Annotated in this window: 26 protein-coding genes; 18 read left to right on the top strand and 8 right to left on the bottom strand. The window is 48.4% G+C overall.

Annotated features, from left to right (window positions below; translation table 11 throughout):
- Positions 1-178 precede the first annotated feature (178 nt).
- Positions 179-1,123 carry a GNAT family N-acetyltransferase gene (locus EJP77_RS07185; RefSeq protein ID WP_127198540.1) on the bottom strand — a complete coding sequence of 315 codons (945 nt, stop codon included), beginning with the start codon at positions 1,121-1,123 and terminating at the stop codon, positions 179-181.
- Positions 1,124-1,274: 151 nt separating this feature from the next.
- Entirely contained in the window at positions 1,275-1,430 is a 156-nt protein-coding gene (locus EJP77_RS20600) for a hypothetical protein (protein WP_185897223.1), read from the bottom strand.
- A gap of 198 nt (positions 1,431-1,628) precedes the next feature.
- On the opposite strand from EJP77_RS20600, the gene EJP77_RS07180 reads away from it, so the two are divergent.
- The 4 genes from EJP77_RS07180 to EJP77_RS07165 all read left to right on the top strand — a co-directional run bounded on the left by EJP77_RS07180 (position 1,629) and on the right by EJP77_RS07165 (position 3,495).
- Positions 1,629-2,153, top strand: a complete 525-nt coding sequence (locus EJP77_RS07180; protein WP_127198539.1) for a YfiT family bacillithiol transferase — start codon at positions 1,629-1,631, stop codon at positions 2,151-2,153.
- 35 nt (positions 2,154-2,188) lie between these two features.
- The gene (locus EJP77_RS07175) at positions 2,189-2,578 is read left to right on the top strand and encodes a tautomerase family protein (protein WP_127198538.1); all 390 of its coding nucleotides are present in this window, start codon (positions 2,189-2,191) and stop codon (positions 2,576-2,578) included.
- Positions 2,579-2,609: 31 nt separating this feature from the next.
- Positions 2,610-2,900, top strand: coding sequence for a YciI family protein (locus EJP77_RS07170; protein WP_127198537.1), 291 nt, complete (start codon positions 2,610-2,612; stop codon positions 2,898-2,900).
- Between the two features lie 136 nt (positions 2,901-3,036).
- The gene (locus tag EJP77_RS07165; RefSeq protein WP_127198536.1) at positions 3,037-3,495 is read left to right on the top strand and encodes a RidA family protein; all 459 of its coding nucleotides are present in this window, start codon (positions 3,037-3,039) and stop codon (positions 3,493-3,495) included.
- Between the two features lie 231 nt (positions 3,496-3,726).
- Here the strand turns inward: EJP77_RS07165 and EJP77_RS07160 are convergent, their stop codons facing one another.
- On the bottom strand, positions 3,727-4,227 hold the full coding sequence (locus EJP77_RS07160) for a GNAT family N-acetyltransferase (RefSeq protein WP_127198535.1): 501 nt from the start codon (positions 4,225-4,227) through the stop codon (positions 3,727-3,729).
- Between the two features lie 1,201 nt (positions 4,228-5,428).
- On the opposite strand from EJP77_RS07160, the gene EJP77_RS07155 reads away from it, so the two are divergent.
- From EJP77_RS07155 to EJP77_RS07100, 12 genes are all read left to right on the top strand, one after another.
- A complete protein-coding gene (locus tag EJP77_RS07155) occupies positions 5,429-6,028 on the top strand; it encodes a hypothetical protein (protein WP_127198534.1) in 600 nt (199 codons plus the stop codon).
- A 42-nt stretch (positions 6,029-6,070) separates the two neighbouring features.
- Positions 6,071-6,691 carry an HD domain-containing protein gene (locus EJP77_RS07150; protein ID WP_127198533.1) on the top strand — a complete coding sequence of 207 codons (621 nt, stop codon included), beginning with the start codon at positions 6,071-6,073 and terminating at the stop codon, positions 6,689-6,691.
- A 183-nt stretch (positions 6,692-6,874) separates the two neighbouring features.
- The gene (locus tag EJP77_RS07145; protein WP_127198532.1) at positions 6,875-7,336 is read left to right on the top strand and encodes a hypothetical protein; all 462 of its coding nucleotides are present in this window, start codon (positions 6,875-6,877) and stop codon (positions 7,334-7,336) included.
- An 87-nt stretch (positions 7,337-7,423) separates the two neighbouring features.
- Positions 7,424-7,984 (top strand): VanZ family protein, encoded by a 561-nt coding sequence (locus EJP77_RS07140; RefSeq protein ID WP_127198531.1) that lies wholly within the window; start codon positions 7,424-7,426, stop codon positions 7,982-7,984.
- Positions 7,981-8,226, top strand: coding sequence for a zinc ribbon domain-containing protein (locus EJP77_RS07135; protein WP_127198530.1), 246 nt, complete (start codon positions 7,981-7,983; stop codon positions 8,224-8,226). Before EJP77_RS07140 ends, EJP77_RS07135 begins: the two co-directional genes overlap by 4 nt.
- A 45-nt stretch (positions 8,227-8,271) precedes the next feature.
- The gene (locus EJP77_RS07130) at positions 8,272-8,742 is read left to right on the top strand and encodes a YfbM family protein (protein WP_246021820.1); all 471 of its coding nucleotides are present in this window, start codon (positions 8,272-8,274) and stop codon (positions 8,740-8,742) included.
- A gap of 206 nt (positions 8,743-8,948) precedes the next feature.
- Positions 8,949-9,725: a collagen-like protein gene (locus EJP77_RS07125; protein WP_127198528.1), complete on the top strand. Its 777-nt coding sequence runs from the start codon at positions 8,949-8,951 to the stop codon at positions 9,723-9,725.
- Positions 9,726-9,880: 155 nt separating this feature from the next.
- On the top strand, positions 9,881-10,093 hold the full coding sequence (locus tag EJP77_RS07120; protein WP_127198527.1) for a hypothetical protein: 213 nt from the start codon (positions 9,881-9,883) through the stop codon (positions 10,091-10,093).
- The gene (locus EJP77_RS07115; protein WP_127198526.1) at positions 10,090-10,935 is read left to right on the top strand and encodes a hypothetical protein; all 846 of its coding nucleotides are present in this window, start codon (positions 10,090-10,092) and stop codon (positions 10,933-10,935) included. The genes EJP77_RS07120 and EJP77_RS07115 overlap by 4 nt, the downstream gene beginning before the upstream one ends.
- Positions 10,932-11,519 (top strand): hypothetical protein, encoded by a 588-nt coding sequence (locus tag EJP77_RS07110; RefSeq protein WP_127198525.1) that lies wholly within the window; start codon positions 10,932-10,934, stop codon positions 11,517-11,519. Before EJP77_RS07115 ends, EJP77_RS07110 begins: the two co-directional genes overlap by 4 nt.
- 142 nt (positions 11,520-11,661) lie before the next feature.
- Positions 11,662-12,546 (top strand): EAL domain-containing protein, encoded by an 885-nt coding sequence (locus EJP77_RS07105; protein ID WP_246021775.1) that lies wholly within the window; start codon positions 11,662-11,664, stop codon positions 12,544-12,546.
- Positions 12,547-12,570: 24 nt separating this feature from the next.
- Positions 12,571-13,533, top strand: a complete 963-nt coding sequence (locus EJP77_RS07100; protein ID WP_127198524.1) for a GGDEF domain-containing protein — start codon at positions 12,571-12,573, stop codon at positions 13,531-13,533.
- A 101-nt stretch (positions 13,534-13,634) separates the two neighbouring features.
- Here EJP77_RS07100 and EJP77_RS07095 read toward each other — a convergent pair whose 3' ends face one another.
- Complete coding sequence (locus EJP77_RS07095; RefSeq protein WP_127198523.1) at positions 13,635-14,399, bottom strand: DeoR/GlpR family DNA-binding transcription regulator; 765 nt, start codon at positions 14,397-14,399, stop codon at positions 13,635-13,637.
- Between the two features lie 188 nt (positions 14,400-14,587).
- On the opposite strand from EJP77_RS07095, the gene EJP77_RS07090 reads away from it, so the two are divergent.
- Positions 14,588-15,631, top strand: coding sequence for an oxidoreductase (locus EJP77_RS07090; RefSeq protein ID WP_127198522.1), 1,044 nt, complete (start codon positions 14,588-14,590; stop codon positions 15,629-15,631).
- Between the two features lie 146 nt (positions 15,632-15,777).
- On the opposite strand, the gene EJP77_RS07085 is transcribed toward EJP77_RS07090, so the two are convergent.
- The 4 genes from EJP77_RS07085 to EJP77_RS07070 all read right to left on the bottom strand — a co-directional run bounded on the left by EJP77_RS07085 (position 15,778) and on the right by EJP77_RS07070 (position 19,536).
- Positions 15,778-16,764 carry an anti sigma factor C-terminal domain-containing protein gene (locus EJP77_RS07085; protein ID WP_127198521.1) on the bottom strand — a complete coding sequence of 329 codons (987 nt, stop codon included), beginning with the start codon at positions 16,762-16,764 and terminating at the stop codon, positions 15,778-15,780.
- The gene (locus EJP77_RS07080; RefSeq protein WP_185897219.1) at positions 16,757-17,254 is read right to left on the bottom strand and encodes an RNA polymerase sigma factor; all 498 of its coding nucleotides are present in this window, start codon (positions 17,252-17,254) and stop codon (positions 16,757-16,759) included. The genes EJP77_RS07085 and EJP77_RS07080 overlap by 8 nt, the downstream gene beginning before the upstream one ends.
- Positions 17,255-17,554: 300 nt before the next feature.
- Complete coding sequence (locus tag EJP77_RS07075) at positions 17,555-18,340, bottom strand: N-acetylmuramoyl-L-alanine amidase family protein (protein ID WP_185897217.1); 786 nt, start codon at positions 18,338-18,340, stop codon at positions 17,555-17,557.
- A 113-nt stretch (positions 18,341-18,453) separates the two neighbouring features.
- On the bottom strand, positions 18,454-19,536 hold the full coding sequence (locus tag EJP77_RS07070) for a suppressor of fused domain protein (RefSeq protein ID WP_127198518.1): 1,083 nt from the start codon (positions 19,534-19,536) through the stop codon (positions 18,454-18,456).
- 252 nt (positions 19,537-19,788) lie between these two features.
- Here EJP77_RS07070 and EJP77_RS07065 point away from each other — a divergent pair, with 252 nt between their 5' ends.
- Positions 19,789-20,733 (top strand): DMT family transporter, encoded by a 945-nt coding sequence (locus tag EJP77_RS07065; protein ID WP_127198517.1) that lies wholly within the window; start codon positions 19,789-19,791, stop codon positions 20,731-20,733.
- Positions 20,734-20,966: the final 233 nt, after the last annotated feature.

Below are 20,966 nucleotides of genomic sequence, written 5' to 3'. Positions count from 1 at the left end.
ACAGCCTTTTTGATATAAAGGTAGACATACTATTTGGCTTCGTGATTGCATCCGAACCATTGACCTAGCGAGCAGCTTTGAAGGCTGACGGGCAAGCGGCGAGTGCCTATGATCTCCACAAACTTACAATGGTCCAGCTTGCAAGAGACCAACCCGGCGTAAGAAGAATTCGCCAGCCTTAGTTCTGTTCTTTCAAAAATTTGCTATACATGGCCATCTGGAATAAAGCCTTCATGCCAGCCCGGGCATACAGCTTGTGCGCATTCGTCAGACTGGCCGCATCCACGCTGAGCATCACCTTGGTGATGCCCTGGCTGTAGGCTTGCTGCAGCACGTGCTGCAGCAGGGCAAGGCCAATGCCTCTTTTGCGATAAGAAGGCTTCACTCCAAGGAAGTCCACATAGACATGATCGCCAAAGTTTTTACTAGTCAGGAATCCGGCTATCTCGCTGCCCTCAAAAGCGGTGAACCAAAGACGGCGGTCGTGGTGCGCTCCATTCCGCTCTTCCAGCCAAGCTTCCATCGTCTTCTCCGTATATAGTCTGCTGTCCCGAAATGACTCCCGGTAGGCTTCGAAGAGAAAGGCCTCATCCTGACTCTGCCGAAATGGAGCAATCACGATCTCCGGCACAGCCATAGGCTCGGGAGGAGCCTCAGTGAGGTCGATATTCATGCGGCTGTACAGGCGCACGAACTGGTATCCGCGCTCGGTCAGCAGTCTTGTTGCTTGCTCGTTCAAGGCCGGAATTACGTTCGACAGCGTCCATGCTCCATCGAGGCTTCCGGAAGGAGTCCTGGCCACCACAGCACTCCGCCGCTCAATATAACTGAGCAGCTCTGAGCCAATGCCACGTCCCTTATGCTGAGGATGAACATATCCGTAGGAGATCAGCTTCCCTTCGGCCTGCTGTTCGCAGAAGGCGAACCCAATGATCGCGCGAGAGGAGGCGTCATCCCGGATTACCCAGGTATCCGTCTCCAGCGTAAGTCCTTGAAGAATATCCATCGTATCTTGAAGTACAATATCGGGCACACCGTATTCATCGATGTCGCAAGCGATGATGAGATCGGTAATCTCCTGGGCATCCGTCATACTAGCCGGTGTAACTTGAAAGAAACTCATATTAATCCCCCATAAATTGAACAGATATTAATCAGCTCACGATTGGAAGGAAATGGATGAGCTGATCACTTTCAGTCTACCATGGGGGAGAGGAAAAGGATGATAATTATTAGCTATACAAGTAAATTCTTGTCAGGCTGTGCCGGCAGACTTAACTGATGAACCCCAGCTGGCGTGCCTGTTCCTCAGTCAGTATATAAGTCTCATTAGGCCAGACTTCGTCCTCTTGGGCAACTCCGAATATCTTGGCGACTTCCTTCCAGACACCCTTCTCCATCGCTTCCTGCTGAGTAATAATAATTTTCATGCGAAGCCCTCCTTTCTTTTTCAAATTCGATCTATTCTTTAACTTACCCGAAAAGTAGATACTTCTAAACGAACCTCGAGACCGCAGGCACCAGCGCATTCTCCTTATTTCCAGCCAGGAAGCGGTCTGGTACACTGTTATAGAGATTCCAGATACAGGAAGTACCCAATTAACGCGATTTCAGAAAGGGTGTTTGTAATGGACATGAGATATCCAATTGGCAAATTTACATTTGAGGGGGAAGTTTCACAGTCCCAGAGAGCAGACTGGATTCGGGACATTGAAGAGCTTCCGGCCAAGCTTAGGGAAGCAGTTCAGGGGCTGAACGAAGAGCAGCTGGAACTTCCTTACCGGGATGGAGGCTGGACGATCAGGCAGGTGGTCCATCATGTGGCGGACAGCCATATGAACAGTTATACCCGGTTCAAGCTGGCTCTTACCGAAGAGAACCCGGCGATTAAGCCTTATTACGAGGACCGCTGGGCTAATCTGCAAGACTCGCTAACAGGAGACATTGAGCTTTCATTAAATCTGCTAGAGGCATTGCATAAGAGATGGGTCATCGTTCTGAACTCCATGAGCGAATCTGACTATGAGCGGACGTTCTACCATCCTGAATCGAAGAAATCAAGCCGGCTGGACTATACGCTGGGCATGTATTCTTGGCATAGTAAGCATCATACCGCTCATATCACCGCTTTAAGAGACCGGCTGGGCATTTAAGATATATACTTTATTTTATGAAAAAGGAGGCTATCATGGCCCAAATCAAAGTATACGGAATTAAGGAACATCTAAAACCCCTACAAGGGGAGCTTTCCTCTGTTATTCATGGCTGTGTGGTTGATGCATTTCAGTATCCGGTGGGGAAAAGATTCCACCGGTTCATTCATCTGGAGCAGGAGGATTTCCTATTCTCGGAGGATCGATCAGACAAATATACGATTATTGAGATTAGTATTTTTGAGGGGAGATCGGTGGAATCCAAAAAGAAGCTGATCACGCTGCTGTTTGAACGGATATCGAGTGAGCTGTACATTGAGCCTAATGATATTGAGATTACGATATTTGAGACGCCCAAGCATAATTGGGGGATCCGGGGACTACCTGGAGACGAGCTCCAGCTGAATTATAAAGTGAATGTTTAATCTATATACTCAATATTGGAGGCAGTCATCCATGTTCATCATCAGTCTTCATTATCTGCAGCCCCTGGAGGTTGTAGATCAGTATATTGAGGAACACGTCCAGTTCCTGAACAAGCAGTATGAGGAGAAACGGTTTATATTTTCCGGCAGGAAGGTCCCCCGCACAGGGGGAGTGATACTCGCCAAGACCTCAAGCAAGGAAGAAGTGGAAGAGTTGATACAAAAAGACCCCTTTTATCAGCATAAAATCGCCGAATATGAAATTATTGAGTTCCAAATCACCAAATGTGATGAGCGGTTCGGGGATTTCATGGACAACTGAAAGGTGAGTATTATTACATGGATGGAAACGGAGACATTCAACCCTAGACTCACACCTGATCTATAGATGCATAAGAGGATTGCTCAAATCTTGTCCTGCCTGTTCGCAGGTCCGAAAATAAGGAGGTAAGCGTACTATGTCTGATTACTCCGCTGAGCAAAGGCTTCAAGAGCTGAATATCGTGCTTCCTGAGGCAAGCCAGCCTGCGGCCAAATACTCAAATTATGTTATCGTTAACGGGCTTATGTTCGTCTCGGGCAAGGGGCCGTCGGGTCATCCGAAGGGCAAGCTTGGAATTGAGTACACCACAGAGGAAGGTTATGACTTTGCAAGGCTGGCAGGTCTTGAGGTGCTTGCTGTGGTGAAGTCGGCCTTGGGATCACTTGATAAAGTTATCCGGGTGGTGAAGATTCAAGGATTTGTGAACGCAGGCGCCGAATTCGAAGAGCATCACAAAGTACTGAATGGGTGTACCGATCTGTTCCTGGACGTGTTCGGCGAACGCGGCAGTCATGCGAGGTCCGTGTTTGGAGCCGTATCGGTAAGAGAGAACCTGCCTATCATCATCGATTCGATATTTCAAGTTACGGAGTAAGAGCGGGAGAGCAGGAGCTACATAATTGGAAGTGCCGGCTATGGGAGAGCTGCACTTGGGGAGATCATCGCACTCATCAAGCAGCGGGATTCAGCCGCACATCTGAGGATCTCTCATGTGCCCGATAATTTTGTAGTTAATAAATTATACAAAGAGTTTGGCTTTATCGAGACGGGTGAGGTCTACGATGGGGAGACGGTGCTATACCTTTATCGTGGCTAGTTAGAGACTTCAGTTAGAGTTAGGATGGATGGGTTTGAGCAAGTTATACCAGCTTGCCCCACCATGTTGGGATTCCGATAAACCATGGTTAACAAAACCTGATTTCTCATAGAAAGAAATTAATTCTTGTTTGCATGTGAGTGTGATTCCTTCTCGTTCGTTCTCAACAGCAAGGTCTTCTATTGCCGCAAGTAGAAGCTTAGCAATGCCTTGGCCTCTAGCCTGGCTGAACACGGCCAATCCCAGAATGCTCTGGTATCCCCCGCGCTTCGGGTTCTCGCTTATCTCCTTAAAGAGGTCATCCGTTATATAGGGCTGGGCAATTATTGGGCCATTAATATAACCTAGAATGGAGCCGCCCACTTCTGCCACAATAAACGTATCCGGAATTATCTTAATTCTCTCAATGAATGCTTCCTTGGTAGCAGCTTCTTCCTTTGAAAAGCCCTCATTCTCAATAATTAAAAGCTGTTCCAGATCTGCAGCTTGAACATTTCGCAAAGTTATCAAGATGTCTATGCCCCCATTCTATGTAAATACCTGACGGAAATTGTCCAGTATTGGTTTATTATTATATCACTATGCGGCCATTGGAATGAATGCAGTCTGGCCCCTACAGTTTTATTTTCCCGCTCTAATACTTTTTATATTAATTATCAATTCGAATCTGGGTAGATCGGCGCGGTGAGATTCCTTATCGAAGTATAAAGTACTGATGTAGGATTTATAGGCCGGCCGATGAAGAACCCGAATGACGGATATCCAGGGCTTGGACTGCTTACCATTAAGCAGGAGTTCCAGAATCACGGGCATGCGATGTAGGATCTAGAGCAGTTCTTTGATCTCATATCATGAGGGAATAGGGGGAGCTGAGCTCAGAATCGGAGTTCTTGTTGATAATGAGCCAGCTCACCGATTTTGGCGCAGAGGGATTTGAAGACGTGAAGAGCAGCGAAATGGAGGTAAGTCGATTTTTATTTATGTGAGAAAAGATTGTGAGATGGGGCGAAATACTGTATTCTTCGGGCCCTCCTCAAGTGCTTGAAAGTGTTAATTTGATTTATTCTTGTTTAGAAGATGCTGAACAAAATTGATCAGACCATAAATTAGTAGAGCTAACACTACTCCAGAAACAAAATGAATGATTAATTTGAAGATGTTTTCAAGTGTGAACATACCTGTTTCTTTGTTATATTGGAACACATCGAGCTGTTCATAAGTAAAGTTACCAATAATGTTACCTACAAACAACGCAATTATAAATTTCCAGATATTCATTTTGAAGTTATCTCCTTTCTATTAATTATAACATAATATACCATTATACGTATTATCATAAAAAGGGTGTACTTACTGTAACTGGAAGCGAGACAGCTGCATGGTGGATATCTAAGGCTTTAATGCTCTTATTGTAAATTAAACTAATTTTAAAAGGGGAAGTTCCTGGTTGAAAGGAACTCCTCTTTTTTTAGTATGGAACATTCTTGGCCAGCCTTTGTACATTGGTAGAATAGTCCCGCAGGCGGGCAGATGGCCATGTGTTAAAGTGAATTTGAATGCAGTTCTGGCCACAACAGTTTTATTTCCTGGTCTAATAATATATATTAATCGAACACCACAACGTAGACGCGGGGCATTTAATTTTGAATTCTGATCCGTCATTTAATTCGGTCTTATATGGTAGTAAGAAAAATGGAAGGAGCCTGGAACGATGGAATCACCAAGCAGCTGGACTATAGGCCTGTCAGGGGAATATATATTGAATTTTCCTATCTATGTTGGTTGTGTGTACGGATTATTTATAGGTTCAGGTGAAGGACACCAGAGGCTCTGGCCGGCACCTAAAGCTCTAGTCATGGACGACATAGACAAGCTGGCTCTTAAGCAGCAGTGGGATCAATGGTGGAATCAAGTGGTTATGCTGCTCGCCAACAGATTTAGAAATAAATCTGATCGACCTAATCTGGGAATGGGCTTAGCCGAATACCATTTCAGTGATATTGACGGTGAGCTGTTACGGCAATGCTGCATGGATTCCTGGCCAGCCTTTGTACATTGGTGGAATAGCCCCGCAGGCGGGCAGGTGGCCATGTACTATTGGGAGGGCTTTCCCAAGGTGGAACGATATGTCGAGGAGTATGAGGAGCTCGTGGGGAGGAAGGTCAAACCTTTTGCGCTGAGTGTGAACCTGATCTACACAGGGATTCCGGCCCCAATGGAACCGGTGCCTGATTATATTATCATGCCGATTGACGGCTCCTTCCTGCTCAATAAGGACTGGTGGCTGGATAGATTCAAGCAGCGTTACTGAGTGGAACAGAATATATCAGCAGCTTAGAGGAGGCGATGAACCATGGATCAGCAAGACGTAATTCAATCCGCTGAGCAGTATGTGAGACAGGAGCTGGGCTCGGATTCAAGCGGACATGACTGGTGGCATATCGACCGGGTGAGGAGGCTTGCGCTGGAACTCGCGGAGAGGGAGCAGGCAAATGCTTTTATCTGTGAGCTTGCAGCGCTTCTTCATGACATTGCTGACGTGAAGCTGAATGAATCGAAGCAGGCAGGATTAGACAAGGTCCACTTATGGCTGACAGCCCATGTGACCGAGCGCGATATCCTGGATGAAGTGATGGAGATCATTGGAACTATGTCCTATAACGGCGGCGGTAATCCGCCCATGGGGACCCTGGAGGGGCGGGTTGTGCAGGATGCCGATCGCCTGGATGCGATAGGTGCGATTGGGATTGCCAGGACTTTTGCCTACGGAGGTTCAAGAGGGCGGATGATGTATGACCCGGAATCGAGTTCGGGGAATGCCACGATCGACCACTTCTATGATAAGCTGCTGAGGCTTAAGGATCTGATGAACACGGCGTATGGCAAGGAACTCGCACAGAGCAGGCATGAGTTCATGGAGGCGTTTTTGATACAGTTTTATCTGGAGTGGGATTTTGGCGGATGTGAAGAATAGCGCAGAAGTTAGCCCGGTACCCGGCTATAATAGAGGTACCCAAAATTTCACACACACGGCCCGGCCAGGAGCATAACGATCCATAGCCGGGCCGTGTTCTATGTATAAGAGACTGTAGCCTCTGTAAGACAATCCAATAGAGTGGGTGATGTTATCAGACATCTGTGGCTTGGAGCTATTCTGTTGTTAGCCGGATTAGTAGGGTGCAGTTCATCCGAACGAGTCGTTACCGAACCGCTTAAGCTATTCGACACCAGGGATCAGGCCATTCAGGAGTATGAGCATAGTGAGCCCATGGCCAGCTGGACGGTAATCCAGCTGGATATAGGTCAGGGCCCCAAGCTGCTGATCACCAAGCACAGCACAGAGGTCTACTCTGCGGCTCAAATTATGGAGAAGGATAAGCAGTTCTGGGCAGCAAAGCTCACAGCCGATATCGATATAGCTGATGGAGGCGGCTTCAAGTGTGAGATGAATACTGATGGTAAGATATACACGCTTTCGGTCTCCAAAGACAAAGACCCCCAGGGGACTTGGATCAAGGAGCTCGGCGCAGCCGTGACCGTTCAAGAAGGCCCTCACCTTCGCGACAATCCGGGAACGGTGCCCGTCAATCTGGTCCAGTTCTATGAGCTCGTGCCATAACCGCTTTTCCAGAATATGTGGTACAGAAGCTGGCCTACGGGTAAATGTAAAGAGGTGAAACTGTGAGATACAGGGCTGTGAACAAACATGGTTAGCCCCCGCCAGGCGATGATCCTGAGTGTTCTATTCATTGTACCTATCGTCATTGTCGTGAACCTCCTGCTCCGCAGGCCGGTTACCCGTATGCTAGGGAGCATCTTGGTGACTCTATATGGATGCGGCGTGGCAGCCGTGGCTTTTTTTCCCATTCCAATAGGTCCGAGAGCTATTCTCCACATGCATTCGCATGGACAGGGTGTCATCATTAACCTGGTTCCATTCAAGGGAATGCTGGAATTGCTCGGCAGCTCTTGGTACGAGGGACTGAAGAACATTGGAGGAAATGTGCTGCTTCTGCTCCCGCTGGGCAGTCTTATGGTATACAGAGGTTTGCTTGGGAATAAAGTGAATGTGATTCTGACCGGGCTGATCCTTTCGTTAGGCATAGAGCTTCTTCAGTGGCTGCTTACTGAGATGAACTTGATCTACCCGCGGTCTGTGGATGTAGATGATGTCATGCTGAATACGGCTGGCTTTGCTGCGGGATCACTCATTTATCATAAATGGGCTGCCCAAATACTCAAATTCAGGAGGTCTCAGCGGTTATGAATGTTGAACAGACGATTATTGATAATTACAGATGCTCCAAATGTGGCAATACCGATTGCCATGTGAGGGAAGTGGCGATGAGCGGGACGGGTTTGAGTAAAATTTTTGACATCGAACATAATCATTTCCTGTTTGTCTCATGTACGCATTGCGGAATTGTCGAGGTCTATGACCCGGATGTGCTAAGAGGGCACAAATCCGGAACGCTCGGCACGATCATGGATATTCTGTTCGGCGGCTAACAGCTAAGCTACATTTAACACAAAGGAGTGGAGCAAATCGTGGGCATGATTGGCAATCTGAAGCAAATCTCGGAGGAAACTCTGGATCTGATTATTAAGGGAGAGGTGGATCCGGAAGCGGTTGTGTTTGATGAGGAGGAAGAGAGGCTGGATCTGGATAAATCCTGGCATGCGATCCATTATCTCCTGAACGGAAGCGCCTGGGAAGGTGAGCCTCCCCTGTTCAATGTTATTTTTGGCGGGCAGGAGGTTGGTGAAGACCTCGGGTACGGGAAGACACGGTACTTGACCAAGAAAGAAGTGCAGGAGGTGGCGCTGACCTTGGTGAACATTACCGAAGAGGATCTGAAGGAGCGCTTTGACGCGGCTGCTATGAATGAGCTTGAGATCTATCCCTCTAATGATTGGTCCAGCGAAGAAGAGGTGGATTATGTTCTCTCTTACTATGCGAGTCTGAAAGAATACTATATGGAGGCGGTCCGGCAGGGCAATGCCATGCTGTTGTTCATCTCCTAGTGTCGGTACAGGGAGAGATGACTCATAGAGAGGACGGCCTTCTCCCAGGTGGCCAAGGGTTGCTTGGATGATCAGGACAAACTCCGATCCGCGATAGCCCCTTTATCAGGAAAATGGATGAATACCCGCCAGAGTGCTGGGTGAGAGCACATGCCGTACGGGGCCAATGTACGTAGGATGTACTCTAATCCTGAGGAGCTGTCCAAATGAGCATTGAGCAATCCCAAGTTAAGTCTCATGGCAAAAGACATGGCAGACCGTGCAGAGTCTGTAGAGGAAAGAGAGCACACTGTAAGAACGTTATCGTGAAAAAGAAAGTCGTTAAGGTAAGCTGCCCGCCGCCAGTTGTAGAGGTAACTCCTGTACCAGGTCCTCCAGGGCCGCAAGGGCCGCAAGGACCTATAGGGGTTCAGGGCCCAGCCGGAGCGCAGGGTCTGCCTGGACCGCAGGGGATTCCGGGTGCGGTAGGCCCAGCAGGACCAGCCGGAGCAACAGGCCCAGCGGGACCTGCTGGACCTGCCGGGCCAGCAGGCGGCATTTCCGACTTCACCTTTCTTTGCAGTGATGAGGAGCAGACCGTAGCTCCAGCTCCAACACCAGGAGGAGAGGGCGGTGCCGTAACCTTTAACCATTCGCTCATCAATTCCACGGCGCTTACCTTTAGCCCTCCGTCATCGATTGTCATCAACACAAGTGGCATCTACAAGATTACCTGGGAGGTCTTCCCGACTCCAGGCAACAGTGCTTTTGGATTGTTCTTTGATCCTGCCGGGCCAGCCCCAGCTGCATTGGTACTATGCAGTAACTATGGAACAAATGCAGGAAATAACCCATATACAGGCCAAGTAGTTACGGCTTTATCCGCTGGAGGAGTTCTGACACTGAACCGCATCGATCCTACAGGTACCGTGACACTTCAGAATACAATTGGCGGCGGTACACCAGTAGTAAGTGCCTCCATTGTTATCGAGAAATTAGCTTAAGGCTTAAGGCTTAAGGCATATAAACGGGCGGTCATGTCCTCACATGGCCGCTTTTTATTTTTTGGATAAAACAAGATATTACGCCTATTTAATGGTAAAATTATCAAGATGAACACGTCAGCTTGGCACAAATAAATCTAATCTGGAGGGCAGCTATGGGCTTTGTTATTGTGACTATTGCTTTTGGTTTTTTTGTAGGCTTCTTTGCACTGATTTTTCCCCAGAAGTTCTGGGAATGGCTGTACTTTGGCCTTAAGCCCTACAATAAGGGCCAGCTGGGCTTGAGAGGAAAGGGAATTCTGCGTCTGTGTTCAGTTATTCTGCTTGTGCTGATCGGAAAGATGTTCATGGACTGGGTGAATACATGAGTCGAGTTAGAGGGAGAACTTTATCCAAACCGAAGAGAATAACAGCCTGGACCGTTATTCTTCTGCTCATCTTCGGGAGCTGGGGCGGGAATCTGTGGTATTACCGGAGCATGCAGTTGGAGGAGCCGCTATTCCTGAAGAGTTATGTCAGCATGAGCGCTGGACATGGCCGAAGTCTGGAGCTGGTCTACTTGGAGAACAGATATGGATCCAAGAAAGTGACGGGAGTGCAGATTGATGAACTGCCCGAGCTAAGCTTCACTTTATCTAATTGGAATAACGGAACCTATCAGACTGTAATGAAGGCTTACGCAGGCTTTAACGCCCAAGGGGAGGAGCCACCCATCAAGTCACCTGTTACGGTTAAGGAGGTAACCGTCTTCTATAGCGAAGGTCCGCCGCGCAAAGTCCCGATTGGTGAGATTACAATCCTTCCGGATTCGGATGTGGAGCTGGTTGATTTCTACTCATCCATGGCCTCCTCGGATCGAACGGGATATAACTATGGAACGATGATGAAGCCGGCTGTATTGGAACGCATCGATTTCACCTATAGTGACCGCCTGAAGCCGTACCTGCATCTTTATTTGTCCGATAAGCCAATTGAATCGCTGAAATACCCGATTTCCAAACAGAAGGGGGATGGACTGTCTCTCTCCTATAAGTGGGAGATTCCTCTGGATAACCCGATGGCATATGTCGATTATCAGCCTGAGTGCAGGCTTGAATTTCGTCTTAAGGATGGCCAAAGAGTGACCCAGTCTTTCAGGATCAACGTCAATTTTAACCTAACCGATGAACAGATGAAGCGGCTTGTCCGGTCAGGAGGTGAACCACAATGATAGAAATAACTCCACCTTTATCCAGAGCCTTCCGCCAGCTTGGCTGGGGATTCGTGTTCACCCTGTTTAATATTTTTATATTCGGGGTTGATATACTGCCTGATTTCATCGGATATATTTTGATAGCGCTGGCGCTGCAGGAGATAAGCCGCCGTCTAACCTTCTTCAACAAGGCTAAATGGACATCCTACGTGCTGATTATCGTCTCACTGCCTGAGGCCTTTCAAGGGAGCGGGATTAACCTTCTACATGTTAATCAAAATTCCCTGCAGCTGAATCTCATCCCGGCAGCGCTGCTGCTCGTGCATACGCTGCTAGTATATTGGATATTTAAGGCTCTTATTGCCGTAGCATGGACCTATGAGCTGCGCGACCTTCGGCATATCACAGCTATACGCGGCACCTTTTATCTGATTGTGAATGTCAGTATGCTGATCTTACTGCCATTCCTTATGAATGTAACTTTGATTTGGGCCGCCACTCTGTTACCTATATGCGCACTGCTTTCTCTTATAGCCGAGTTCCTGTTCCTAAGATTGTTCTATCGATATGCCAAGGAGTATATTGGTGCAAGCGTAAGCTGAATTATTAAAATACAGACTGACAGGCTCTCGTAAAAATAGTACTATTTTCACAATTTTAATAATCCGTTAACACTAACCTGCATCTTCTGGATCAGACGTGTACTACTATAGGAGTATATAGCACAGAAGAAAGCAGGAGAGCATGATGACCAAGCAGCATACTTCTAGGATGCATCCCAGCAGTCTGTTCACCTATTTCCAATATCTCAATCAAGCACGCAAGAAAGAGATGATGGACTACCGAAGGTTCGTAGCCTTTCATCACATTATGAGGAATCAGGCGCTATCGACCTTTTTTCAGCCGATACTGAATTTGGATAAAGGTGAGAACGTAGGTTACGAGATATTGAACAGGCCTCCCGCGTCGGAATTGTTCCCGACAACAGAGCATTTCTACGATTTTGTAGGGCAGACCGATCAGGTCTCCCTGTTCGAGATGGGCTGCAGACAAATTTCACTCCGAAGCTTCCGGGAGAAGGCAGCAGGCCTGCCGGAACGGAATAACTCCCTGATCTTCATGAATGTTCATCCGCACGCCCTGAGCGAGGAGCATATCACAAGCGGTGAACTGCTTGAATTAGTGGAGCAGTATGGATTGTCTCCCGGCCAGATCGTATTTGAGCTGACCGAGAAGCAGGCGGTGACCGACTATGAAACTTATGAAGGGATACTTGCCTCTTACCGGGCTGCGGGCTTTCGAATTGCTATAGACGATGCGGGTTCAGGGTATAACAGCCTCAAGACACTGGTGTATCTGAAGCCGGAATACGTGAAGCTGGATCGTTCCCTTATTCAGGATATCCATCTGAATCCGGTGCAGCAGCAGATTGTGACGATTCTGGTGGAGTATGCGAATAAATCGGGAACCCAGGTTATTGCCGAAGGAATTGAGCGGATGGAGGAGCTGGCTTACCTGCGTGAACGGGGAGTGCACATGGGACAAGGCTATGCGCTGGGCAGGCCAAGCAGCGAACTAATCAGGGGCGTGGTTCCGGATTCCGGGGCACAGGCAGCCGCCGCATTCTGAATTACTGTACAAGGGGGGCTTAGAATGATTTCACAAATTGGAGAGATTGCGGAAGTGATACCCCATGTCTACGTGAATACGAAATGTGAGAAGGTAGACCAAATCTTCAAGAATAACCCTAAGCTTCAGGGTGTCGTTGTACAGAACGGCAGCCAGCCTGCTGCTTTGGTGATGAGGGCCAGATTCTATCAGCTAATTGGCACGCTGTATGGATACAATCTCTATATGGGGCGCCCGGTTGAGCTTGTGATGAATCAGAGTCCACTAATCGTGGACTACAGCGAGAATATTACCGAAGTGAGCAGGCTCGCTATGGCGCGGGAGGAAGAGGAACTCTACGACTATGTAATTGTGACGCGCGGCGGTCATTTTCACGGCGTAGTCAGTATCCGTAACCTGCTGCTGAGTTTTGCCGAGATCCAGGCGACCATAGCCAGCTTCCTTAATCCGCTCACCGGACTTCCAGGCAACCTTACCATCGATGAGAGATTGAAGCTGTCCCTGGCTCAGGAGACCTTCAGTGTCCTGTATTTCGATCTCGATCATTTCAAAGCTTACAATGATACCTACGGATTCAAGGAAGGGGACAAGCTGCTTCAGGCCACGGCTTCCATTCTGCGCAGCAGTGTGACCCAGCCCGACAGCTTTGTAGGGCATATTGGAGGAGATGACTTCATTGCGATCCTGAACGATTTTGCCTATGAAGAGATCTGTAACCATATTATCCGGCAGTTCGATGAGATGATACGAGGGTTCTATTCCGCTGAGGATCTTGAGCGCCAGTATGTAATCAGCGAGAACCGCTCAGGCCAGGTAGAGTCCATCCCCCTGGTCAGCATCTCGATCGCCGTGGTCACGAATGAGTCCCGTCAGTTTGCAAGTATTGATGAGATTGTCATTGAATCCGCCCGGATTAAGAAAATATGCAAAAAGCACAAGTTCAGCTGCTACTACACGAATGCAGAGAAGCAGACCAACTTGTGCTAGAGAGATGGAGAGCCGCAGAGAATGCGGCTTTTTTTGACTAAATAGCTCTTCGACTCTTCTTTGAATAGAAGCACTTTAAAAAACATGAATTTATGTGTTTGCTAGCTCTCCGTAGAGATAACAAGGACTTCAACTTGATGTCCCGCCATAATGCTCATCATTTCAGGATCAGGTTCTTGATCTGTAACCAGAATGTGAATCTGATCGAACCCACAGACCTTATGGAATAAGTGTCTGCCGAACTTGGCAGTATCAGCCAGAAGAATCACTTGATCCGCTCTCTTGATCATTTCTGCCTTTACATAGGCCTCATCTACGGAAGGAGCTGACAGGCCGGCAGGTGAGAGGCCGCAAGCACCCAGAATGAGCTTGTCCACTTTGATATCTGATAACATGTTAAGTGTACGGGGTCCGAATACATTACGATGCCAGGGATTTAGTTCTCCTCCTAGCAGATGTGTGGTAATATCCGGTTTCTCACTCAAGATTCCAGCTACGTCTATAGAGTTCGTAACAATAATGTTACCCTTGGTAGACAGGCTCTCAGCAGTATACTGAATCGTGGTCGAGGTATCCATGAGCAGATAATCCCCGTCTTTGATGAGGGAAGCCGCCTTCCGACCAATCGCCCGCTTGGTATTGGATGCTTCTAATCTTGCCCGGTAACTCTGGATATTCTTCGTTAGAGTAGGCAGCATGCCGCCCCCTCTTACCCGGATAATTGCCCCATCCTCCTCCAACTTCACCAAGTCACGTCTAGCCGTGTCCCGCGATACCCCGTACAGCTCGCATATGTCCTCAAGCTGAATTTTAGCGTTGTTCTTCAAATATTGAAGAATGGATTGTGTTCGTTCTTCTTGATTCATGATGTACCTCTTCTAATCATCTTTTAATCTAATTATAAGTAAATTACGAATAAATGTTAAGTGTTTTAAAGGGAAACGTGGATTTACTTGCTAAATTTAAGTTTTTAGCTTAATATGAATACGCATTTAACTTATTTACATAAGAATTAGGCTTTTTTCATATTTTTATCGCTGAAAGGATTGATGACATGCGTACAGTGAAATTAGGTATTATAGGATATGGTTTTTCTGGAAGGACGTTTCATGCTCCTGTTATTCAGACGATTCCAGGGTTGGAAATCTTAAAGGTCGTGTCCTCGAATGCCCCAAAAGTCCAAGCGGATCTCCCCGAAGTCCAGGTAGTATCGGACGTGGCTGAGGTATTTGCGGACCCTCAGATTGAACTCGTGATTATTACAACACCGAATACGACGCATTTTTCTTATGCGAAGCAGGCTTTATTATCTGGCAAGCACGTTGTCGTGGAGAAACCGTTCGTGATCCGGGCAGAAGAAGCAGAGGAGTTAATTCGTATTGCTAACCAGCAGGACAGAATTCTAAGTGTGTATCATAATCGCAGGTGGGACAATGACTTCCTGACGGTGAAGGACCTTATAGAATCGGGAGTTTTGGGTTCTGTGTATTCTTATGAAGCCCATTTTGACCGTTATCGTCCAAATACGACTAACCGGTGGAGGGAACAGAACATTGAAGGCTCGGGGATGCTCTATGATCTAGGCTCGCATCTGATTGACCAAGCGTTGCATCTGTTCGGACTTCCGAATACCGTGTATGGGGATGTGAGGGCTCAGAGAGAGAACTCCGCCGTAGATGATTACTTCCATATCATTCTAGGATATGAACACCTCAGAGTTATTCTTCATTCCGGCTCTATCGTGAAGCAATCGGGGCCCAGATTTCAAGTGCATGGAGATCGAGGCAGCTTCATTAAATCGGGACTCGATTCCCAAGAGAACGCACTCAAGCAGGGCGGCAAGCCGGGCGATGATCTGTGGGGGAGCGATCCTGAAGCCTGGCACGGAGAGCTGACGATCAGCATTGGTGATCTCTTAACGAGAGGTAGAGTAGAGACGAAGAAGGGTTCCTATGAATCTTTCTATACCGGGATGTACGAGGCAATCGTGGACAACCAGCCAGCTCCTGTCAGTGCGGAGGATGCGAGGAACACGATCAGGGTCATCGAGCTGATTAAACAGAGCAGTGAGGAACAGCGGGTGATTAAATTTCATTAGTAGAAAAGTGCGGCCGTTCCCTTTGAAAGGGACAGCCGCTTTTTAGAGATATAGATGGAATGAACTTGTTCTGCCAAATAATCAATCACGCAGTCTTTAGTTCAATCCATATAGCATGAGCATGTAAGCTCAAGTTGTAGAGTGGACTAATACATATCTACCGTCGCTCCAAGGGTCGCTGCCTTAATAAAAGGGAGCTTCTGAAGGGATTTCAGCTGATCCCTGGTTCCTGTAACAACCACGCCGATAATCATGCCCGATTGCTGGTGTGACTTCACGGCGGCGAGGACGTGGGCGGCTTGCTCTGCATAGTAAGAGTTCGTACACTCGGCAACGTCCTGGACCATCTTCATGAACTGTGCCTCGGTAGTTCTCCTTGTATCTTCTAGGCGTTCCAGGTATGATTGGAAACCGTGAAGCTCTTCAGCTCGTTCCGGTTCGGCCTTGAACTTCAAATGCTTAAGATCCTCCTCATTATAGCTGTCTGCCCAATACCAAGTGGCATGCACACCCTGAGGCAGCATCTGCTCCACTTGGCTCAGTGTATAGCCCTTATTGAAGGACAACCCCATCTCGATATATTGGTCATCGCTCATCTTATTCAGTAGAGGCAAGTCATTAAAGTAATGATCATATTTCATTGCTGGATGGTAAAAAAGCATCTCACGCTCTCCGCTGCGATCATTGTAGTAGCGATCCTTTCCATTCTCCTTGACCTGAACAATTCCCGTAGTTCTACCAGGCAGAACGGTTGCCTCGCCTTGAAAACCATTGTATTTCAGGAAATAATCGTTCCAGGGGATAACCCTGTTCTCGATCATTTTAAATTTCTGAAACTCGATCGTTCCTCCAAGAAGACCATACCGGAATTGAGGGCCGTCTATATACAAATTCGGTCCGGTAATCCTTTTATTTAACTCAATGGGAGTATATGCATTCCAGCCCGCCTTATTTGCTATTTGCTGGTTCAGAACAAACCCTCCCAGGAACAGCACAATACAGACAACAGCCGAAATACAGGTATTTCGTAATATACTCTTCCATCTGGCCTTACGAAACATCCGGTCCACGGAATCTCCGTCAAAAGCCTTCTCCGGCGATAGCTTGTCATGCTCATCTTCATGTTCACTCATGCTTACCCAACCTCCCGTATATTTTGGCGAACTGCTTCTTGGCCCGCGATAGATAGGTCTTCACGTTATTTGGCTTGAGATCCAGAGATTCGCCGATTTCTTTATAACTCATTTCATGCTTGTATCGGAGTTCCAGCACCTGCTTATGTACCGGAGATAATTTCTCCAGCACTTCCTGTACCTCCTGGCGATCCTCCTGGCTTGTGAGCCATTCCTCTGGCAAAAGCTCCGTGGAGGCCAGCTCTTCCAAGGAGGGAAGAGCGGCCTGTCTTTTGGAGCGCCTGCACAAATCATAGTAGGCGTGAATGGCTACTTTGAACAGCCAGGCGGACATCTTGTCCGGCTGGATGGAGTCCTCGTAGAGGAACGCCTTGTAGAACGTGTCCTGCACAATGTCCTTGGCATCTTCGCTTACAGCGCCCAATTTTACCAGATAGCTGTGCATCTTGTTCATTTGATTCTGGGTCCATTCCCTCTGCGCAGGGGTCATCTCTTCCCTCCTTCCGGCACTATAACGATGGTAGATCGTGAAAAGTATACAATTCTCCCGAAAATTTACTTTCCGGACTCTACGATCACTAAGGAATACGGTTAGAACCCGAGACTTTCCGGGCATACAAAGAGCCCGCGCACTGCGCGGGCCGAATGATGCATAGAAAGTAGATACGTAGAGAGGGATTCATTCGTTGCGACGCTATGACCCATTTAGCAGGCACCATAGACCAGTTACCACAGGCCGCTCACCCACCCACTTAGCACAGGACACTCACTCTCTCACTCACTTATTCACTTACTTGTGGAAATACTTGTCCACGCCACCTGCAATCCCGGCGGTCAGCTTATCCTGGTAAGCGGAGGTCGACAGCCGTTTGTCCTCAGACGGACTGGTCATGAATCCAACCTCGACCAGGGTAACCGGAACCTTCGACCAGTTGAAGCCGGTCAGGTCGCTGCGGGGAACCACACCTTTGGACTTGGCCTTGGTCGCGCTCTTCATTTCCTGCTGGATATCCTCGGACGCAAGCTTGCTTTTCGCATAGATAGCTTTGGTATACTTGTTGCCCTGAGCCGGATACAGCACACTGAAGCCTTCCGTCTTCGGCGAGGTATCCCCATCGGCGTGAATGCGAATGAACAGATCGGCCTTCGCCTTGTTGGCGATATCGGAACGATCCTTGTTACTCAGGTTCACATTGTGCTTCTCGCGGGTCATGACGACTTTGTATCCGCGCTTTTCCAGCTCCTTCTTCAGCTTCAGGGAAATCTCCAAGTTCAGTACATATTCTGGCTTCTTGGTAGCAACGCCTAGCGTTCCCGAGCTGACCTTCGGTTTCTTCTCGGAAGCACCAGGTCCAATCGGTTCCTTCTGATTGTTACCCTTGAGCTGATGCCCCGGATCAATACAAATGACATAGGTCTTCTTGGCTTGAGTACTTCCTGCTGAGCTGGAGCCTGATCCTTGTCCTGATCCCGCCGGAGCTACCGCTACAGAGGAACCTGCAGCACTGGCAGAGGAGACTAGGGCAGCCATCAAGGCCAGTATGGCCAGTAGAGAAATATAGCTTTTCTTCAACACTTGAACACTCCTAAACCTGATACCAGGTAATATTTTCATAGAATCTATTATATAACAGCAGACCCCTAATATGAGGAAAAAAAGACTGTGACTCATCGGCCGATTTAGGCCAATCAGCCAATCGTCTCCACGATCTGGCCATCCTGGTCCCGGATCAGGGTACGCACGATCTTGACGGTGAGTCCCTTGCAGGCGCTCAGCTTGAATTCCTGTGCCACCGGCTCAAGCCTCGCGCTCAACTCGCGCACCGCTTCCTCGTTCAGGATCAGGTCCATGCCGTCTTCCTGCACATCTACGCCAAAGTCTTCACCCGGGCGGAAGGTGACCCTGCACTCGGAGGAGGACAGGGTAAGTGGACTCCCTTTCAGCAGTCGGCCAGGCAGAACTTTGCTGATCACGGAAGCCTGCTTCGCCCCGATGACCAGCGTATACATAGTTCCGCGGAACAGTGCCTTCTGCTCCTGCCAATCCAGCTGATCTACGAACAGGAATCCGGTGCTTGAGCCGTCCCTGGCCGCGCCCAGCTGAATGTTCTCGCTTAGCTGTGGATCGCTTAGTAGTGAAGGTCTGGACAAGTCCGTAACATAGAGAGGGAGCTTCCCTGATTCCGCAGCCTCCCGAAGCACTCCGGTAGTGTTCCAGGCCTGCATCGACTCCAGCTCGTCATGTGTAATTCCGACCATCTGCAGGAAGCTCACTTTCCCATTCGGTGTGGTGATCTCGGGAAGATCAGGGTCATCGATGAAGGCAAGAGCCGTCAGCTGTGTGTCATGCTCAAGCGCGATCGGACTGTTCGCGTCCATATAATCCCCCGATCTAAAAACATTGCCGCTGCCGAATACATATCTGCCCATATTTTGCAGCAGGTTCAGCGCCCACGCCGGAGGCTCGCTCTCCTCCGGTCCCTTCAGCAGACGGAACGTAAGCTCAAACCCGTATCCGCTGTACGCGGTATCCTCCGATTCCTTCTCATATAACTCCGAGAATCCGTAAGTTACGAAGTGCCAATGCGGCACGGGCTCAACCTGTACATAGGCGCTAATCCCATCAAGCGGATCCTGGCCTCCCAGCATATAAGGAATCAGGGTCCCGTAGTGTTTCGGCTCCTGATCTCCATAAATTCTCTGCATCTGCGCATCGATGGCATCCCAGCCAGGCGCTTGGTCATCTTTCAGTTCGTGATCTTCATGGCTCATTGAGTAGGCCTCCTATCTTCAGTATACGACTTCGTCAATTTCTGGCTTTATCCGATAAATTCTAACATGGACAATGACAACCTGAGGGTATATTTGGTAAAAACATTACTTTAGTCCTTCATAAGCAGCCTGGTAGATAGGAGATACGTATATTTTTTCCAGAGACTGTATTGTTGCTCGCAGTTAACCCATATAGAATAAATAGTGAATACGAAACCTCAGTCTGCATGGCAGACGGTAAGGAACTTGGAAATGGTCAATAATTCAATCGTGAAGGCCTACGCGGCCGCAATTGCCAATGCTTTGATTATTGGTTTCTCTTTCATTTTTGTGAAAATCGCGCTTCAGGACGCTGCTCCGGCAGATATTCTCGCACACCGGTTCACGGTGTCCCTGATTGCTGCCGTCCTCATGCTGCTCCTGGGCCGAAAGCGGCTCAGTATCCAGTGGAGCAGCATCCTGCGGATTCTGCCACTGGCCATCTTCTACCCGGCGCTTTTCTTCGCGTTCCAGACCTTTGGTCTGGTCTATGCGTCCTCATCCGAAGCAGGGATTATTACGGCGACGATTCCCATTCTTACGATGGTTCTGGCTTCGCTGCTGCTGGGTGAACGCGCGAGTCTCCTGCAAAAGCTGTGTATGCTCCTGTCCGTCGCAGGGGTGGTGTTCATCTTCGTGATGAAAGGGTCTCAGGCCCATTCAGTTAACGCCGCAGGTCTGATCTTGATCCTGTTATCGGCGTTGTCCTCAGCCATTTACACGGTCCTTGCGAGAAAATGGATGAAGAGCCTGAAGCTTTCGGACGTATCCTTCGTAATGATTAGTATCGGATTTATCGTATTTAACGCCATATCGCTCACCGGGCATGCAGCAGAAGGGACTATAAGCACCTACTTCAGACCATTCACGGATGCAGGCTTCATCATCGCCATTCTCTATCTGGCCGTGCTGTCTTCACTCTGTACCTCATTGCTCTCGAACTATGCGATCTCCCGGATCGAAGCCTCCAAGATGAGTGTTTTTAACCAATTATCGACCATCGTGACCATTGGGGCAGGGGCGATAATACTGCATGAGACGCTGCTGTATTATCATTTCATTGGAACGGTGATGATTCTTGTGGGTGTGATCGGCGTGTGCCTGCCGAAGGGGATGCTGACCCGGAAGAAGAGAGGCGGGGACGGCGACGAAGCATAGGGAGTAGAGAATAATAGTGGGCATCATTCCTAATACGAACTCGTGAACATAGTACAACGCCTTGGGTCCTCGCAGACCTTGATAGGCGCCAACGAAGCAGCTAACAAATAAGCCCCTCCGGCCGCTGTTTACCCGGCTTGGAGGGGCTTAGAATATGGTGCTCTGAAGTTCCGAATTCCGCTCTATAGAATGTACTATATAAGTTGAACTTAAGAATTAACTTTAGACAAGGG

Origin of the sequence: Paenibacillus zeisoli (assembly GCF_003994465.1) — a bacterium.
Taxonomy (GTDB): Bacteria; Bacillota; Bacilli; order Paenibacillales; family Paenibacillaceae; genus Fontibacillus; species Fontibacillus zeisoli.
This window is presented reverse-complemented; position numbering and strand designations above follow the sequence as displayed.

Excerpts from the sequence above, each read along its gene's own strand:
- EJP77_RS07185 (WP_127198540.1), bottom strand. The coding sequence starts at position 1,123 with ATGAGTTTCTTTCAAGTTACACCGGCTAGTATGACGGATGCCCAGGAG.
- EJP77_RS20600 (WP_185897223.1), bottom strand. The coding sequence starts at position 1,430 with ATGAAAATTATTATTACTCAGCAGGAAGCGATGGAGAAGGGTGTCTGG.
- EJP77_RS07180 (WP_127198539.1), top strand. The coding sequence starts at position 1,629 with ATGGACATGAGATATCCAATTGGCAAATTTACATTTGAGGGGGAAGTT.
- EJP77_RS07175 (WP_127198538.1), top strand. The coding sequence starts at position 2,189 with ATGGCCCAAATCAAAGTATACGGAATTAAGGAACATCTAAAACCCCTA.
- EJP77_RS07170 (WP_127198537.1), top strand. The coding sequence starts at position 2,610 with ATGTTCATCATCAGTCTTCATTATCTGCAGCCCCTGGAGGTTGTAGAT.
- EJP77_RS07165 (WP_127198536.1), top strand. The coding sequence starts at position 3,037 with ATGTCTGATTACTCCGCTGAGCAAAGGCTTCAAGAGCTGAATATCGTG.
- EJP77_RS07155 (WP_127198534.1), top strand. The coding sequence starts at position 5,429 with ATGGAATCACCAAGCAGCTGGACTATAGGCCTGTCAGGGGAATATATA.
- EJP77_RS07150 (WP_127198533.1), top strand. The coding sequence starts at position 6,071 with ATGGATCAGCAAGACGTAATTCAATCCGCTGAGCAGTATGTGAGACAG.
- EJP77_RS07140 (WP_127198531.1), top strand. The coding sequence starts at position 7,424 with ATGGTTAGCCCCCGCCAGGCGATGATCCTGAGTGTTCTATTCATTGTA.
- EJP77_RS07135 (WP_127198530.1), top strand. The coding sequence starts at position 7,981 with ATGAATGTTGAACAGACGATTATTGATAATTACAGATGCTCCAAATGT.
- EJP77_RS07130 (WP_246021820.1), top strand. The coding sequence starts at position 8,272 with ATGATTGGCAATCTGAAGCAAATCTCGGAGGAAACTCTGGATCTGATT.
- EJP77_RS07125 (WP_127198528.1), top strand. The coding sequence starts at position 8,949 with ATGAGCATTGAGCAATCCCAAGTTAAGTCTCATGGCAAAAGACATGGC.
- EJP77_RS07120 (WP_127198527.1), top strand. The coding sequence starts at position 9,881 with ATGGGCTTTGTTATTGTGACTATTGCTTTTGGTTTTTTTGTAGGCTTC.
- EJP77_RS07115 (WP_127198526.1), top strand. The coding sequence starts at position 10,090 with ATGAGTCGAGTTAGAGGGAGAACTTTATCCAAACCGAAGAGAATAACA.
- EJP77_RS07110 (WP_127198525.1), top strand. The coding sequence starts at position 10,932 with ATGATAGAAATAACTCCACCTTTATCCAGAGCCTTCCGCCAGCTTGGC.
- EJP77_RS07105 (WP_246021775.1), top strand. The coding sequence starts at position 11,662 with ATGATGACCAAGCAGCATACTTCTAGGATGCATCCCAGCAGTCTGTTC.
- EJP77_RS07100 (WP_127198524.1), top strand. The coding sequence starts at position 12,571 with ATGATTTCACAAATTGGAGAGATTGCGGAAGTGATACCCCATGTCTAC.
- EJP77_RS07095 (WP_127198523.1), bottom strand. The coding sequence starts at position 14,399 with ATGAATCAAGAAGAACGAACACAATCCATTCTTCAATATTTGAAGAAC.
- EJP77_RS07090 (WP_127198522.1), top strand. The coding sequence starts at position 14,588 with ATGCGTACAGTGAAATTAGGTATTATAGGATATGGTTTTTCTGGAAGG.
- EJP77_RS07085 (WP_127198521.1), bottom strand. The coding sequence starts at position 16,764 with ATGAGTGAACATGAAGATGAGCATGACAAGCTATCGCCGGAGAAGGCT.
- EJP77_RS07080 (WP_185897219.1), bottom strand. The coding sequence starts at position 17,254 with ATGACCCCTGCGCAGAGGGAATGGACCCAGAATCAAATGAACAAGATG.
- EJP77_RS07070 (WP_127198518.1), bottom strand. The coding sequence starts at position 19,536 with ATGAGCCATGAAGATCACGAACTGAAAGATGACCAAGCGCCTGGCTGG.
- EJP77_RS07065 (WP_127198517.1), top strand. The coding sequence starts at position 19,789 with ATGGTCAATAATTCAATCGTGAAGGCCTACGCGGCCGCAATTGCCAAT.